This is a genomic window from Ectothiorhodospira haloalkaliphila ATCC 51935, from assembly GCF_000633935.1.
Lineage (GTDB): Bacteria > Pseudomonadota > Gammaproteobacteria > Ectothiorhodospirales > Ectothiorhodospiraceae > Ectothiorhodospira > Ectothiorhodospira haloalkaliphila.
The window spans coordinates 202,713-218,660 of record NZ_KK214996.1; the positions used below are offsets into that span (position 1 = coordinate 202,713).

Sequence of the window (15,948 nt, forward strand, 5' to 3'; positions counted from 1 at the left end):
ATGTCATGAGCATGAGAAAGCATAACGGTAGTGCCATTGGCAGCGTACTTGGCCTGATCGCGCTGATCGTGGTCGGGCTGTTTGTTGTCCGGGAATTCGCCCCCGGCTTATGGACCAAGGTCGAGAATGTATACCGCGACACGGTTGGCTGGACTGAGGAGGCTCGGCGCGCCGACCCGGTGGGCTATCTGGAGCACGCACGGGGCGAGATGCAGCAAAACCTGGATCGTATCGGGAGCATCATCCGCGACCTTGAGGCAAAAGCCCTTCGGCTGCGTCAGGAAAAGACCCGCCTACGCAGCGACCACGGTCAATATCAGGAGCTGCTTAACCGCGCCAAGACTGTGTATCAGGAGGCCGAGGCGGGCGCGCGCGAGTATCCGGTCGACTTCGCCGGTGCCCGGTATAGCCGCGAGGATTTCATGCGCCAGACGGCCATCATTTTGAGCGAGTCCAAGCTGGCCGAGCGCCGTATCCAAGACATGAAGTCCGCGGACGAGGGCATCAGCAGGGCTATACGCGACATGTATGAGAAGCGCGCCAAGCTGAGGGGTGGATTGGCCGACATCGGCACCACCATCGTGATCGCTGAGGCTAATGCTGCGTCCCAGGAGGTCCAGGATACCCTTGACACGGTGGCCACCGTCGCCAGCGACATTGACTCTTACCTCCGGGCCTACGACAGCGGCGACATCTCGGTCCGCTCCGCGGACGAGATCATCGAGCGGGAGGGCAGAGGAGCCATCGACGCTGATGTTGAGGACTTCCTCTCGAGTTGAGCGGGCGAATCGGCGTGCGGCGTGAGTAACTTACCCCGATCACCGTGGCCGCTCTGCCTCAAGGTTGCGGCACGGGGTCGGGAGGAGGGTTGTTGCGGGGTGTGGACGTCGGCGAACCGATTCTGGACTGCTGCAATGTCGCGCTGTTACGTGCCACCCTATCCGATGAGGCCACTTCACCCGTCCCACGCTCTCTGAATTGCGATGAGCATTGACGAGCATGCCCTCCAGTAGGGGTTTTCGGATCCAGAACAGACTTCTTTCCAGCGACCATGGCCTCACTACCCGCTGTCGTCGGAGGATATGGTCAACATACCGGCAAAGTCGCACTTTTTCGTGCGCTCCGGGGAGTGGGTGCAGCACCCTTGATCATTGTCTTTCCTGTGCCCATCCCCTCAACGACGGGCTGCTTCCAAGCGCCAGCTCCTCCGTTGCCGCCACCTCCGTCACTGCGCGGGCGGTTGGCGCCGCCGATCAGTTCGTCATCACCGCGCCAGGCAAAGCGGGCAGGGAATCCGGCGTGGCGACTGCTCGAGGCAGGGCTTTGTCAGGGTCATTCGGCAATGATTTCATCACGGATTCAGGAAAAAGGGCATTCCCGGCGAGTGCTGGAAGAGACTCCTGAGGAAACGTTGATAAGTGAGAATATGTAAATATTAATCGGCTCTCATATTAGAGTCGGCGGATATCTTTCAGGTCCTTGACTACAACCGAGTATTGAACTAAGGATTTATTCCACGCCAGAGACTATTGGCGTGGTTCCCAATCCTGGGCTGGTAAAATACTAATAAGTTGAGGAGAGGAGTCATGTATACGCCGACCAAGAGATCACTTCTGTCTCTAGTTGTCCTGTTGTTTGTTGCTTCAGCCAGCACATCAAAGGCTGAGGAACCGCCGTGCCCGTTCGACGAAAGCAGGTCGGGACTCTGTGGCTACTACCATTCACAGATAAGTCCCTCCGAGGCCTATATCAAGGCGGTTTTACCGCAAGGTCGTTGGAGTAACCCCTTGCAGCGGCCAGTCATCCTTGATGTGAGGAGTATACCTGAGTACAAGGCGGGTCATCCTGAAGGGGCCTATAACGTGCCATATCCGTTCATTTATCAAACATGCGAGATACGGCATCCTGATGGTGCTTGTGCTTCATCCGGCGAGCGGATTCCTCAAGACGATGTTGCTTTCGTGCAATATGTCCAGCGCATCATTCCCCGAAAGGATACACCCATCTACACCTTGTGCAGAACCGGCGTACGCAGCGTGGGTGCTGCAAATCTCCTGACCGACGCGGGTTATACCCATGTGAGGAACATTTGGGAGGGCTTTGTAGGCATTCACTTGACAGCCCCCAAGGTGATCGATTTTGATGCCGACGGCAATGCTATTCGAGAAAACCTCATCGTTGATCTAAACCATGACGGTGTCATCGATGACAGGGATAAAAATGGTTGGCGTTACCACTATGGACTCCCATATGTGACTCGGCTGCGGCCGCAACTTATCTATAGGGATGTGGCTTATATGTATTGGTGGGACTAATCGTTTTCCCGCTCTGAAAAACCCAGAAAAATTTCGCTGTGCTTGATGGCGGTGGGGCGCATGGGCGCCCCATCGTGGTTTGATTCTGTAACCGTCCAAGGCCAGCATGGTCATGGCCCCGGCCGGCAGGCAATTTCTGCACGAGGTTGGCCTATTGGCTGGATAGACCACAAGACCAAGACCAGCAGCCCCCGGCCCAGTGAGGGAGGTTTCGATCCGCGCCCCTTTGTTACGTCCCGCACTGATCCCTCTTACCACCGCCTCCTCATCCCTGGCTCCTTGAGGGCCTGTTAGAGCGCATCCTGGCCTTCAATCCGGGACATCCGGGACATCCGGGTCAAAGAATCCAATTGCATGACAGGTGTCCATCAGATCGAGACGCCGGCCAGCATCACGCCCCGACTGGGGCCATTTTTAATCCTTCTATCCGATAGGTAATTGAGATTTTCAATAGTCACCCGCCCTAGCCCCGTCTATAGTCCAGCCGCTGCCGAAACCGGTTCCTGTACAGGTTCGACAACGGCTTCAGATCCGCCAGGGCCTCGAGCGTGCCGATGTCGGCATGATGATTCACGTGAGCGGCCCAGATCCGGGCAATGCTGACTCGATCGGGATGGGACTCAATCCGCTCCAGCGATGCATACGGCGCGACCCATCCTGGCTCCAGGGTGCGATACAACCAACCGATGGCACCGCTGTCGGACATGCGACGTGTCAGCCTCGGTGCCTCATGACGGGCCTCCAGGGTGCTGCAGGGGGAGCGGGGCTGGCTCACCTGGATCACCGCTTCCCCCCAGCGAAAGCAATCACCAATGCAGACCTCCCCCTCCGAAAGGCCGTCGGTACTGAGATTCTCGCCAAAGGATCCGGGCACCAGCTCACCTTCCAGGAAGGGATAATGCTTGACCCAAAGGGCATAGTGCTCCGCCGGGTAATGGCACACCGTGCGGTTCGGCCCACCATGATGCTTCCGGTTCACCACCCCATCACCCTGGAAACCCTCCCAATCCAGCCATGCGGGCACATCAGCCGCCTGCTTGTCCATGGCAGAGGGGCGACCACTGGCTTCCACGATCAGCGGGCGGTCACGCAGGAACGGGCCTCGAGCGGGCCAGATTTCGTTCATGTATCTCCCCAGGGTAATGCAGCCGCAATACCTTATAGAGTGAGCCTGCAGACTGCATTTCGAGCCGTGATGCTGATCGATGCTATGCCGCCGCACCCGCCGCCAGGTGCGGCGACCATGCGCTGAGATCGCCGGTGACATTCACCACCCGAAAACGCACGAAGATCGATTCCGAGAGCCAGTCCTGCTGGCGTGCTGCGCGCAGGGTGCGATGGTGTGGGCTCTTGTGGTAGGCGAAGGCGCGCATTTGTTCAGTGTCCTGCCACAGAGTGAAGGTGGCCAGCGTGCGCAGGGGCGTCTCACCAAAGCCGATATGGAACCAGCAGCCGGGGACCTGGTGCAGGTGCTGGCGGATCGCGGGCACGGCGCTCCAAAAGGATCGAACCCGGTTACGACGCACACGCGCGTGGGTGAGGACCGCCACGGGTCCATCCGTTGCGCGCTCGCCGCTGTACTCGAACGGCTCGCGCCCGGCCCAGGTGCCATGGCCCGAGAGGGGTCGCAACTCGATATGCAGTTGTGCCTCGCTGGGCCCGGCGATGCGCCGATAGAAACGGCTTTGCCGCAGTCGCTGATCATCGGCAGCGTCTGGCAACCCGCTTAGCAGGCAGTAGGTGCGCGGATCGGGCAGGATCGAAAAACCATCGCCCCCGCCGCAGCCCATGAGCCTGATGTCGCCAGCGGGCACATCGGGGCCGATGAACAGGCGGCGAAAACCCATGAAGAGAAAGGCTGCCGGGCTGTAGCCGAGCGGATAACGGAAAAAGCTGAAGGTGACGCGATCGGTCGACATGGATTGGGCGTGGCTAGCGTTAGTTTGCGGGTGGTCTGAATGCGTTGCTATGTGATTCCACCTCTCAAAGCTTAGGTCATCGCGGCGAAATACCGAAGTCTCAGGGAAAAAATACTCATATTCGGCGTAGCGTGCGGATTCCGGTTGTTGGGCAAGGTCTGTGGCATGCGCTCACTTCCTGCACCAGAAGGCGGCCACGGGATCGCGGAATATGCGTCATCACTGGCGTAGCCGCAACGGCATACCCACCGTGAACTGCAGGTCCGGCGAATCCGCGGTTACGCCAATGCCCAGACCGAAATCCACTGTGAAATCCGGAGACGTGGAGTAGGACGCACCCACATTGAACGTCGAGGTCACCAGGGAGGATCCGGGGATACGCGCATCGTCAATCCGGCTACTGGCAGACACCTGCTGGGAAAATCCGAAGCTGATGGACGTGTCCAGGTTCAGCGCCAGCGCCAGACCCACCTGCGCACCGACGGTATTACCGCTGCGAAACCGACCCGCCTCGATGTCCACACCCTCATTATAAGTGTAGGACAGTCCGCCAAAGAAAACGGCCGGATCCGTCACATGCACCAAGGTCAGCGAGCCGGCATAACTGTTGAAACCGCTGCCCAGGGAAAGCTGTCGACCCGGCTCCTGGTCGAAGGGGTTATCACCGGTCGTGGTCTTCCAACGCAGGCTACCCAGCAGATCGGGCCACCTTTCCGAGCCCCTGATCAATTGATGAGACAAGGCAAGTTCGATATCACCCAGCCCCTGAGCGGACTGGGTGCTCTCCTCGTTTTCGGCAGTGACCACCTGACGGCGCTGCCATCCCCAGGGAATGCGCGCCTCCAGCTGCCAGTCTTCAGGCAACCCGATGCGTCCGGTGAACGTGGTCTGGGCGATATCGGTGCGGACCCGCTCATTGACAATGTCCCCGACCACCAGAACCGGCAGGATGGTGAAGCCGTCGATGACGATACGATCGCTGGAACTGCTGATGTAACTGAAGCCCAGGTCTGCTTCGAAGGTTCCAGGCGGCAGCAGCAGACCGCCACGATCGATGAGGGTTTGTTCGAACGCGGCCCGAATCAGGCGTTCCTGTTCACGACGCTCTTCCTCCGCGGCTTCCTGGACGGCCTGTTCCAGGGCCTCCTGTTGCGGATCGGGTTCCCTGATCTGTGCCGGGCCCGGCGCAGATGGGTGCAGATGGGATTCCAGTTCGTCAAGACGGTCGATAAGATGCCGGATGACGTCATCACGCACGACGATGGCCCGTCGCAGTTCCCGCAACTCCTCCTGCAATTGATCGATGCGTTCATCGGCCATGGCCATGGTGGCAGGCACACCGCTCACCGCCACGATGCATAGCCACGACATCCCCCGCCTGGACATCCCCCTCCTGGTCGGAGGCACCCTCACGGGGTCACCGGGAGATGGCGTATGGCCGGTGGCACTGGTCCACCCGCCCTCAGCAGGCGGTGAACATAGTCCAGGTTGGGTAGTGGCGTGTTCAGCGCATTGGGAGCCAGCGGTCCTTGTCCCGGGTCCCATGGCGATTGGCCCACCTCCCGCACGAAGAACCCGATACGACTGGACCAGGCCTCGTCAAACTGTGCCAGCGACAGGGTGAGGTTGCCGAAGGCCGGATCACCAATCAGGACACGGTTTCCGGCGCGGCCCCGGAACACCACGAAATGATCCAGGTCCCGATAGCGAATGGGGAGAATCGCAGGCACCGGGCTGTGTTCCAGATCCTCCAGGGTCAATTGTGCGTAGCCCTCTGCCTGATAGCCCACGGCCTCGGCGAAGCGCTTGAGATCGAGAAGGGAGAATCCGCCACGTGCCCTGACCCTCTCCGGGTCTGTGTTGGCCAGGATACTGACGGCAATCGTGGCCTCACTGAAGGGGTCGCCAAAATGGTAGGTGAGAATGGTGCTCAAGGCAGCCGATCCACAGCTGACATCCCACCCCTGGCGCACCAATCCTGCCTCACGCAACTGCTTGAGGGGCATCACGTCGGTGGAAACGCGACCCGCTGCGGTCGGAAGTGGCGTGCCCCCATCCACCACCGGGCTTGCTGTCGCAAGCACCGATATCAGCAGCGCGGGGGCGACGGCTTTCATCTGGGGCCTCCCAGCGCCGCTGGGGACGTTGCCAACTCCCTCTGGAGATTGATCTGCTGCATCTGACCGACCACGGAGTCGATATTGACGTTCAGATTCAGCAAGACATTCACGGGTGAGTTGACCGCGTTGATGTTGATCAGCGAGGAAAGGTTCTGCTGAGCATTGTCTCCCAGTATCAGCAGGGCCTGGGGGTTGGAGCGGCCGTCCAGAAGCGCAGCCTGACCTTGAACATGGATGTGACTGCCCCGCCGGGTGGTTCTTGCTGCCTCGAACCGGGCCAGCTCCTGGGAATCCCCCATCACCGCACCGGCCACCACGCGATCCAGCCAGGCATCATCCATCAGTCGAGGCGACTGGGCATGCGCGGTTCCCGCCATCCAGAGGGTGCAAGCCAGCAGCCATGTCTTGCGAGATTGGATGGGCATCATTGAAACCCCTGCACAAAGGTGTTGCTTTGGCTCACGGCCAAGGGATTCCCTTGCGTGGCACGTACGTGGGCGGGGGTGCGCGCCACGTTGGTGGCCCCTCCCATGAGCGAGGTGGTGACGTTGGCAGCATTCAACGCTCGCAAAGTCTGCTGAGCGCCCCCGTGCACCTGAACGACATGGTAGGTCTCCACCCGGGACTGACTTCCGGACAGGGTGATCAGGTCCGCCCGGGCTCCGACCAATTCACCGCCGGTCGTCTGCTCTGTCTGTTCCCTCCGGGACCACCGATCCTGCTCCCATTGATGCTCCCAGGTGTGGGTTTGCTTCTCCAGCACGCGCTCGAATGACTCCAGGCGCTCGATGGATTGGGTGCCGCAGGACTGCGCGGATCGGGTTAGACAGAGGATGCCATCGGTCAGGTCAGCCCGCATGCCGAATTCTGTCGACCAGGGCGGACCCTGCTCACCGCCCGGGTCAAACCAGTCTCCCAGGGAGATTTCAAAGCGGGCATCGGGAAGTGACAGATCCAGTTCCAGGGACTGCAGCGGGCGACCGGGCAGCAGCTCCAGGGCTGCGGAGGTCAATATGCCGGCAACGGGTTCCAGATCCAGGACGAAGGATTCAGTGATGCCTGGCAGCGAGAGGCCCAGATTGAGATCAACCCCCGTCTGGGGTGTCTGCATCTCGAAACGACCACTGCCCACGGCCGCGATCCCTTGGCCCAGCTTGATATCCAGGTCCTGGAGCGGGTTGGCGCCTGCGAGGCGGATCTCGCCCACATCCAACGACGCGGTGGTGCGATTGCCCACATTGAAGTCAAGGTCGGCGCGGACGCAGCCGCCCAAACATAGCTCTCCACGCACGGTGGGAAGATCTGGAGGGGGGAGGCTGATTTGCCCCAGGTTCACCACCAGATCATCTCCCTCCCCCCGAATCGAGGCCGGCGTCACCTGGGCACCCTGGATTTGCAGACCCGAAAACTCGGCACCGAGACCGAACCTTGCGGGTTCTTCTCCGGTAAACCAGTCAAATGAGACGGCGGGGAGTGTCAGTGAGGGCAGCGTGCAGGTGGGGGCACCGCACAGATCCAGCCCCACCTCCCAATCACGCCCCAGGCTGTCGCCGGGTACGGCAGCGTTGTAATGGGCACGGGTGCGGACCTGACTCAGTTCCTGGTCCACGCGCGTATCCATGCGTGATTGGCGATCCCCAATGCCTTGCCGTAACTGGGTCGCTTCCCAGCGGCGGCTGTCCTGACCACTGGTGGTGGCACCAAGTTGAGCCCCGTCCGCGCCCTCCTGCACAAAATGATTGGTCTGATCCACCCGGGAGATGGGCCCTCCAACGGCCCCACCCTCAAAGACATTCAGGCCGGTGATGGCGTCGGCTCGGGCGACGTTAACCACATTCAACCCGGTCAGACCGGACTGGGCAGCGCCCCCCAACTGGACCTGATTCAGCGATTCCCGGTCGAACACGGCGCCTCCAGCCACCACGCCAGACACGTCGCCCGGTGGCGGGGGTAATCCTGCCTCCATGGAAGCAGCGCCCTGCACCCCGGCGCGGGCCCGGTCCGGAAGGGGACGATCGGGAGGTCCGATGGCGCTCTGGCCGGGCTGCTGTACCAGCATCCCCGAGGCCTGAACCCGGTCCAGTGCCAAGTCATCCAGCGCCCTGGGTGCCGCCGCAAGGGTCGGCGTCAACGCAAGGCCCAGCGCCATCCCGATGGGTACCCTCAGTAGACCCTGGGACACACTCATGATCCGAGCCTCCCTGTTGGTCAAGGGCGGCGGGACACAGCCCCACCGCCACCCTTATTTGACGGCGATCTCAGCGGCTGTGGCTGATGACGTTGGTCTGCGTCAGATTGAGGGATTGCCCCCCGCCGGCATTGAGCGCTCCGGAGCGTTGGGTGGCCACATTGACGCCGTTGGCCACGGCGCTGCCGGCGGCATTGACCACATTCATTGCCCGCACATCAGCCTGGGCATTGCCTGCCAGCACCACCAGGTAGCTGGATTCCACCGTCAGATCTGAACTGTCCACCACGATGTACTCAGCCTGAGCGTCTCGCAGCACGAAGGGTGCCCGGATTCGTTCATCCAGTGCCGTGTCCCAGGAGCGCTCGCTGACCTCACTGCTCTCGTGGCTTTGAGCAGTGGAGCGGTCCACCATGTCCATGATCTCCTCTTCAAAGCGCCCCTCGGCCTGGCAGGAGCCGTTCTGGACCGCACACCCTGCCCCCTCGAATTCCACCGTCATCTCGGGCAGCCTGAGGTTGACCCTCACCTCTCCTTCAAAGGAGACATCCCCGGGCAGCGAGACACCTCCACCTGACTCGAACGTGAACTCACCGGCATCAAAGTGCACACCGAGATCACCGGCACCCGACAGACCCCGTCCGGCCTGTATCTCCTGCCCCAGCACCGTCGACTTGGCGTTCACGCGACCACTGCTCTCGTTGCTGCGCGCGAAGGAATGCGTCTCCACGTTGGTAATGTTCTCGGATGACGCCAGCTCTGAGGACTCAAAACTGGAGCCGCTGTCCGACGTTACCCGGTCGATATTGGCCTCGATTCGCTCGTAGGATGGCACTGATGCCACGCGGCGCTGTTCCTGGACGATGTCGTTGATCTGTGCCACGTTGAAGTGCGCACCGTCCATGATGTCGGCGGTGGTCTCGGCCCGCCCGTCAAAGACGTTGATGCCGTTGGCAATGGTGCTCTCGGCCCCTGTGACCAGGTTCATCGCCCGGGCGTTGGCCTGAGCGCCCTCAAGTAACTCAACATGACCTGTTGAGTTCAGCGTCGCCGAGGAGTCGTTTCCGACGATGGCCCCTCCGCTGGCACTGAGGGGGTGACCAGAGGCAACCCCTGCCGTAATGTTATCCATCTCTTCCAGATTCAGTTGGGAAGGTCCGGATTGGGAAGCCACAACCGGTGCGGTTGCTCCGACCAGCGCCAGCGTCACGGCCACCGGGAGCACCCGGGGTGCGTGGAGAAAAAAACGTTGCTTGCTCAAGCCCTCAGTTCTGCGCCTCATAACCCACCCTCCCGTCGCCAGAATTCAACATAACGCGTCAAACGGAAGATAGCAGAGTATTGACATAACGCAATGAAATGCGATCGCGTCTTTCGGCGCCTAAGTCATCGCGGTGAGTACAGCGCAGCTTTGCCCAAGGAGTGAGGGCTGGCCAGGTCAAGCTTTTTCTCCAATGGCGATACAACGCAGACCTCGGCCGGCACGATACCCCGCTCGAGCAGGTCCGATGCCGGTCGAGCATAGTAGGCGCTGAGCAAATCCAGATTCGCATATACGAACTCGGACCGATCCCTGGGAAAGGGGCGGGTGCTGATGCTCCCGAGGTGTGCCAGGTTGACTGCGCCGCCGTGAAACGAACCACTGCGCCATTGGATATCCGTTTGCCCTTCCGAAGGCACGGACTCCAGCACCAGCAAATGGGGATAGGCGCGTTTGGGGGGATGAGGATGCGCCCGGGGCGCGGGATAAGAAATGATGTCCAGCAGCCGGTAGGGCTGACCTTCCTTGCGGAAGGCCCCATTGAAGGACACAAAAGACACATACAGACTTTGGCCGATCCGGGATCTTAGATCCTCCACCAAACGGTAGTAGCGGGAGGAAGGCCAGAGCGTTCCTTCAGAATCGCTTTGCATGGTAGGTAACGCGACGTCTTGCCTGGCCATGACATCCCCCTCATCCTGGTCTGCACGAGGTGGAGGATAGCAATGGCCTCAGCGCGCGAAAAATACTCACACTCCGCGTGAGGTTCACCCGACAAGCTCAGGGCTGTGGCTGCTGACCGCCCAGAAGCCACCCCATGCTTTCGAATCCCACCACCGTAGCCACCAGGGTAATCAACGACCAGACTGCGAGACTCAGGGTCATCCAGACCACAGTCAAACGTCGGTCCGCGTGCATGGCCAGCGCCATGACCGCGGCCAGGTGGATACCGGTGAGCACCGGGCCCGCGAATGCGACCCCTGGCAGACCATAGCGGTCCCACACACGCTGCGCCCTTGGGCTCCAGCGCCTTCGAATGGGTCCCCGGCGCCCCTCCCACCAGCGGAACAGGGCGATGATGCCGAACACTGGCAGGGCGTTGCCAACGAAACTCACGATCGTCACCGGCACCGGAGACAACCCGAAACCGACGGCCACCGGGATCACGACCATGATCTCGAGCCAGGGCGTGGCTGCAGCAAGAAAAACCAGGGAATATTGCCAAAGAAGATCGGGCATGGGGTGATCAGGAATGCACGGGGGGAACGGACAAGGGGCACGCAGTGTAGACGAAACAGGACGTCCCCGCGATCTCAATGGCCTGGCCTCTTTGCCCGTTCTGCATTGCAACACCTGGAGGTCGGGTCCACACTCCATATAGCCGGACAAACGGTGCCCCTTTCCGTCTGAAAACGGAGGCCAGCGATCATGACAGCATCCGATATCAACGCGTTGCTCGGGTCCCGCGAATTACCAGGAGCCCGGGAAGCGCTGTTGGAGATGACTCGCGATGGATCCCGCAGCTGGCGGCGTGAAGAGTTGCTGGACATGGCTGGCAGGCTGTCGGCAGGTCTGACCGCCGCCGGCCTGAAGACCGGTGACCGAGTGGCCCTGATGGCACCCAATAGCGCCCCTTGGGTAGCGGTGGCGTTGGGTGTCATGCGGGCGGGGGGCGTACTCGTTCCCCTGGACACTCAAATGCCGGGCGAGGACCTGGCCCATGCCCTCAACGACTGCCGGCCAGGCACGATCCTGACCACTGACAAGCTGCTTTCCCGGTTGCCGAAACAGATTGAGGCTGACGTTTGGCTTCTGGACAAGGACACCACCGATGACCGTTCCTGGCGGAACCTCGTGGCCGACAGTCCTGCGCCGACCCGGGCGAGCAGCCAGGACACTGCAGCCATCTTCTACACCTCAGGCACCACAGGGCCACCCAAGGGGGTGCCCCTGTCCCATGCCAACCTGGCCACCAACGTGCAGGCCCTGTGCGACCAGTCCCTGGCAGAGGATCGGGATCGGGTACTGGTCCCCCTGCCCTTTCATCATGTCTATCCCTTTACTGTGGGGATTCTCACCCCCCTCACCCTGGGGGCACCGCTGATCATTCCATATTCACTGGTAGGGCCGCAGATTGTCCGTGCCCTGCGTGACGGTGAAGCCACGGTGATGCTCGGTGTGCCCAGGCTCTACGAGGCCATCTGGACTGCTCTGGAACAAAGGGTGACCGGGCGCGGCCGTACCGCAGCCCGACTCTTTCACGGCATGCTAAGGGTTTCCATGATGGCCCGCCGGGGGCCGGGATGGCGTCTGGGGCGACGCCTGTTCGCCGGCCTGCATCGGCGCATGGCACCGCGGCTACGTCTGGTGGTTGCCGGGGGAGCGGCCCTGGATCCGGGACTCGGGCGTCGCTTGCAGGCGCTGGGATGGGAGGTGGCCACGGGTTACGGGCTGAGCGAGACGGCGCCGATCCTCACCTATAACCCACCGGATCGGGTTCGTCTGGAAAGCGCCGGACTGCCGCTGCCCGGGGTGGAACTGGCCATTGATGGCCAGGAGGATGCCGGCGAGGTGATGGCCCGTGGACCGAATGTGTTTGCCGGTTATCTCAACCTGCCCGAGAAGAGCCGGGAGGTGCTGGACGATGATGGATGGTTCCGCACCGGTGACACCGGCTGGATTGATGAAGACGGTTTTCTCCACTTGGGAGGCCGCACTTCGGCCATGATCCTGCTCTCCGGAGGCGAGAACGTGGATCCCGAGAAAGTGGAAAAACAGATGGAGAAGGCCCCTGAGATCCGTGAAGCAGGGGTGCTGGCCCATGACGACCGCCTGGCAGCGGTGGTGGTGCCCGAACCGGAACTCCTGCGCGAAGTCGAGGGGGATGAACTCAACAAACGCCTCAAGAGCGCCATGGAAACGGCCACTCAGGATCTACCCACTCACCACCGTCCCGGCACATTGAAGATCAGCCTCGATCCCCTGCCCCGCACACGGCTGGGTAAGCTGCGTCGCCACAAGCTGGAAGAACGCTTCGAGGACCTGGGCGAGGGCGCAGCCCCAAAGGGTGAAGCCAAGCCGATTGATCCCGAGGCCATGGGCCCGGAGGATCAGCAATTGCTGTCGGATCCCAGCGTGGAGAAGGCCTGGCAGTATCTGGCCGAGCGTTTCCATGACCGGCGGCTCACGCCGGACAGCGGCCTGTACCAGGACCTGGGGCTGGACTCCCTGGCCTGGGTGGATTTAACCCTGGCGCTGCGTGACCGCATCGGCGTGGAAATGGAGGATGAGGCCATCTCACGGGTACAGAGCGTACGGGATCTGCTACGTGAGGTGGCTGCGGCCGGCGAAGCCGAGCAGGGTGACGAGCAGGATCTGCAAACCGCCCTCAAAGACCCCGAGCAACACCTGGACGACGCGGCGCGGCGCTGGCTGGCACCTCGCGGATCCATACGCCAGTTCATCGGCCTGATTCTGCTGGGCATCACTCGATTGGGAATCCGGCTCCTGTATCGTCTGGAGGTGGAGGGGCGCATCCCCCGTCAAGGAGGCCCTTACGTGCTGGCCCCGCGACACCTGAGTGCCCTGGATCCGCTGGTGCTCACCCGGGTTCTCACCTGGCGGCAGATACGCACGTTGTATTGGGCCGGATGGACCGGGATGATGTTCTCCAGCCGTCTCGCCCGGACCTTCAGTCGGATCGTCGGGATCCTGCCCATCGACCCGGGGAGATCCCCTCGACGCAGTCTGGCATTGGCGGTCACCTCTCTTGAGCGCGGGCATAGCCTGGTTTGGTTTCCGGAGGGACGCCGTTCCCGAGATGGTCGGTTGCAACCTTTTCGGCCCGGGATCGGCAGTCTGCTGCTGGCGCGACCAGCACCGGTGATTCCCGTGCACATCGAAGGCACAGGCAAGGCGTTACCCCCCGGGCGGCGCTGGCCCCGACCGGGACGGTTGCGCATCGTCATCGGTGAGCCGCTGGAACCCGGCAGCCTGGGCAGCGAACCTCGGGAGATTGCCCGGCACCTTCAGGATGCGGTGGCCGCCCTGGGCGAACCCGGCGACACGCGTTGACAAAAAGGAAGCGCGGCCAGGCCAGTCACTCACTTTTCAGTGCACCGAATCCGTAATATCGTGAGTCCATTCCTGAGTTGATGCAGGGCCTGATCCGGGCACCCCCAAGGGCAACCATGATGGCAAACAATAGACGAAGCAAAGCGGTCACCGAAGGCTTTCAGCGCGCCCCCAATCGGGCCATGTTGCGGGCGGTCGGCTTTGAGGATGGGGATTTCGACAAGCCCATTGTCGGTGTGGGCAACGCCCATAGCACCATTACTCCCTGCAACATCGGTATCGATGCCCTGGCGCAGCGGGCCGACGAGGCCCTGCGCGCCGCCGGCGCCATGCCGCAGCAGTTTGGCACCATCACCATCTCCGATGGCATCTCCATGGGCACAGAGGGGATGAAGTATTCGCTGGTGTCTCGAGAGGTGATCGCCGACGCCATCGAGACGGTGGTCCAGGGGCAGAGCATGGATGGCATCCTCGCCACCGGCGGCTGCGACAAGAACATGCCGGGCGCCATGATCGCCCTGGCCCGCATCAACGTCCCGGGCATTTTCGTCTACGGTGGCACCATCAAGCCGGGCAAGTACAAGGGCCAGGACCTGACCATCGTCAGTGTTTTTGAAGCGGTGGGCCAGTACGCCGCGGGTAACCTGAGCGATGCGGATCTGCTAGGGGTGGAGAAAAATGCATGCCCCGGGGCGGGCTCCTGTGGCGGCATGTACACCGCCAACACCATGTCCAGCGCCTTCGAGGCCATGGGCATGAGCCTCCTGGGTTCCTCCACCCAGTCCGCGGAGGACAAGGAGAAGGGCGATTCCGCCGCGCGTTCCGCCGAGGTGTTGCTCGAAGCCATCAAGGCGGATCGCAGACCCCGACACATCATGACCCGAAAGGCCTTCGAGAACGCCTTTGCCGTGACCATGGCCCAGGGCGGTTCCACCAATGCCGTCCTGCATCTGCTGGCCATTGCCAATGCAGCAGAAGTGGACTTCTCCATCGACGACGTCGAAGTGATCCGCCGCAAGGTGCCGGTGCTATGCGACCTCAAGCCCTCAGGTACATACGTTACCAGCCAGTTCCACGCCGTGGGGGGCACGCCCGTGGTCATGAAGATGTTGCTGGAGGCCGGGCTGATTCACGGTGACTGCCTCACCATCACCGGCCAGACCCTGGCCGAAACCCTGGCAACGGTCCCCGCGACACCGCCGGCACATCAGGACATCATCCGCCCCATTGATACCCCGCTATACAGTCAGGGTCATCTGGCCGTGCTCAAGGGCAACCTGGCCGAAGAAGGTGCCGTGGCAAAGATCACGGGGCTGAAAAAGACCGCCATCACCGGTCCTGCGCGGGTTTTCAACTCCGAAGAGGAGTCCATGGAGGCCATCGTCAATGACAAAATCAGGTCCGGCGACATCCTGGTCATCCGGTACGAGGGGCCCAAGGGGGGCCCGGGAATGCGTGAGATGCTCTCTCCCACCTCGGCCATCATCGGCGCCGGCCTGGGCGATGAGGTGGGCCTGATCACCGACGGGCGCTTTTCCGGTGGAACCTACGGCATGGTGGTGGGCCATGTGGCACCGGAGGCCTATGTAGGGGGTACCATCGGCCTGGTCGAGGAAGGCGACACCATCACCATTGATGCTGAGCAGAACCTGCTGCAACTCAATGTCCCTGATGCTGAGCTGGCCAAGCGGCGGCAACGGTGGCGAAAGCCCGAACCACGTTACCGGCGCGGCGTGCTGGCTAAGTATGCCAAGCTGGTTTCCTCGGCCAGCCAAGGCGCCGTGACCGACCGGGATCTGGAAGTCTAAGGCGAATGCGTTGACGCAGCCAGCCATCTGCCTGCCGGATGGGGTCTATCTGGAAGTCACCACACGGGAAGTGGACGGAAGAGGCCACGGATCTGGCCCGAAAGAAGCCTGGCCAGGGAGACTTCGTCCTGGGTGATGGAGTCCGGGATCCCGGCTTCGATACAGACGAAGTGGCGGCGCTGGGCGCGAACGAAAGCAGCACTTGACCCGAGCCCGCAGGCTCCCGCAACGTTGAGACTGCCTGCGTGGCTTGTTCCCCATCA

Annotated in this window: 13 protein-coding genes; 4 read left to right on the top strand and 9 right to left on the bottom strand. The window is 61.8% G+C overall.

Features of this window, described 5'->3' with window-relative positions:
• The first annotated feature begins 5 nt into the window (after positions 1 to 5).
• Entirely contained in the window at positions 6 to 779 is a 774-nt protein-coding gene (locus tag ECTHA_RS0102750) for a hypothetical protein (protein WP_026623486.1), read from the top strand.
• A gap of 807 nt (positions 780 to 1,586) precedes the next feature.
• Complete coding sequence (locus ECTHA_RS19285; RefSeq protein WP_035369069.1) at positions 1,587 to 2,315, top strand: rhodanese-like domain-containing protein; 729 nt, start codon at positions 1,587 to 1,589, stop codon at positions 2,313 to 2,315.
• 463 nt (positions 2,316 to 2,778) lie between these two features.
• Here the strand turns inward: ECTHA_RS19285 and ECTHA_RS0102760 are convergent, their stop codons facing one another.
• The 9 genes from ECTHA_RS0102760 to ECTHA_RS0102800 form a co-directional block, all read right to left on the bottom strand.
• Entirely contained in the window at positions 2,779 to 3,441 is a 663-nt protein-coding gene (locus ECTHA_RS0102760) for an MOSC domain-containing protein (RefSeq protein ID WP_025282925.1), read from the bottom strand.
• A gap of 82 nt (positions 3,442 to 3,523) precedes the next feature.
• Positions 3,524 to 4,234 (bottom strand): hypothetical protein, encoded by a 711-nt coding sequence (locus tag ECTHA_RS16890; RefSeq protein WP_025282924.1) that lies wholly within the window; start codon positions 4,232 to 4,234, stop codon positions 3,524 to 3,526.
• A gap of 219 nt (positions 4,235 to 4,453) precedes the next feature.
• A complete protein-coding gene (locus ECTHA_RS0102770; RefSeq protein WP_025282923.1) occupies positions 4,454 to 5,605 on the bottom strand; it encodes a transporter in 1,152 nt (383 codons plus the stop codon).
• Positions 5,606 to 5,643: 38 nt separating this feature from the next.
• Complete coding sequence (locus ECTHA_RS16895) at positions 5,644 to 6,351, bottom strand: C39 family peptidase (protein ID WP_025282922.1); 708 nt, start codon at positions 6,349 to 6,351, stop codon at positions 5,644 to 5,646.
• A complete protein-coding gene (locus ECTHA_RS0102780) occupies positions 6,348 to 6,779 on the bottom strand; it encodes a hypothetical protein (protein ID WP_026623488.1) in 432 nt (143 codons plus the stop codon). Before ECTHA_RS0102780 ends, ECTHA_RS16895 begins: the two co-directional genes overlap by 4 nt.
• Positions 6,779 to 8,542, bottom strand: coding sequence for a hypothetical protein (locus ECTHA_RS0102785; RefSeq protein WP_128571967.1), 1,764 nt, complete (start codon positions 8,540 to 8,542; stop codon positions 6,779 to 6,781). The genes ECTHA_RS0102780 and ECTHA_RS0102785 overlap by 1 nt, the downstream gene beginning before the upstream one ends.
• A 70-nt stretch (positions 8,543 to 8,612) precedes the next feature.
• On the bottom strand, positions 8,613 to 9,530 hold the full coding sequence (locus ECTHA_RS0102790; protein ID WP_025282919.1) for a hypothetical protein: 918 nt from the start codon (positions 9,528 to 9,530) through the stop codon (positions 8,613 to 8,615).
• A gap of 398 nt (positions 9,531 to 9,928) precedes the next feature.
• On the bottom strand, positions 9,929 to 10,456 hold the full coding sequence (locus ECTHA_RS0102795) for a hypothetical protein (protein ID WP_128571966.1): 528 nt from the start codon (positions 10,454 to 10,456) through the stop codon (positions 9,929 to 9,931).
• Positions 10,457 to 10,583: 127 nt separating this feature from the next.
• Complete coding sequence (locus tag ECTHA_RS0102800; protein ID WP_025282917.1) at positions 10,584 to 11,042, bottom strand: small multi-drug export protein; 459 nt, start codon at positions 11,040 to 11,042, stop codon at positions 10,584 to 10,586.
• 189 nt (positions 11,043 to 11,231) lie between these two features.
• On the opposite strand from ECTHA_RS0102800, the gene ECTHA_RS0102805 reads away from it, so the two are divergent.
• Positions 11,232 to 13,877 (top strand): AMP-binding protein, encoded by a 2,646-nt coding sequence (locus ECTHA_RS0102805; RefSeq protein ID WP_025282916.1) that lies wholly within the window; start codon positions 11,232 to 11,234, stop codon positions 13,875 to 13,877.
• A 116-nt stretch (positions 13,878 to 13,993) separates the two neighbouring features.
• Positions 13,994 to 15,685: a dihydroxy-acid dehydratase gene (ilvD, locus tag ECTHA_RS0102810; RefSeq protein ID WP_025282915.1), complete on the top strand. Its 1,692-nt coding sequence runs from the start codon at positions 13,994 to 13,996 to the stop codon at positions 15,683 to 15,685.
• Positions 15,686 to 15,948: the final 263 nt, after the last annotated feature.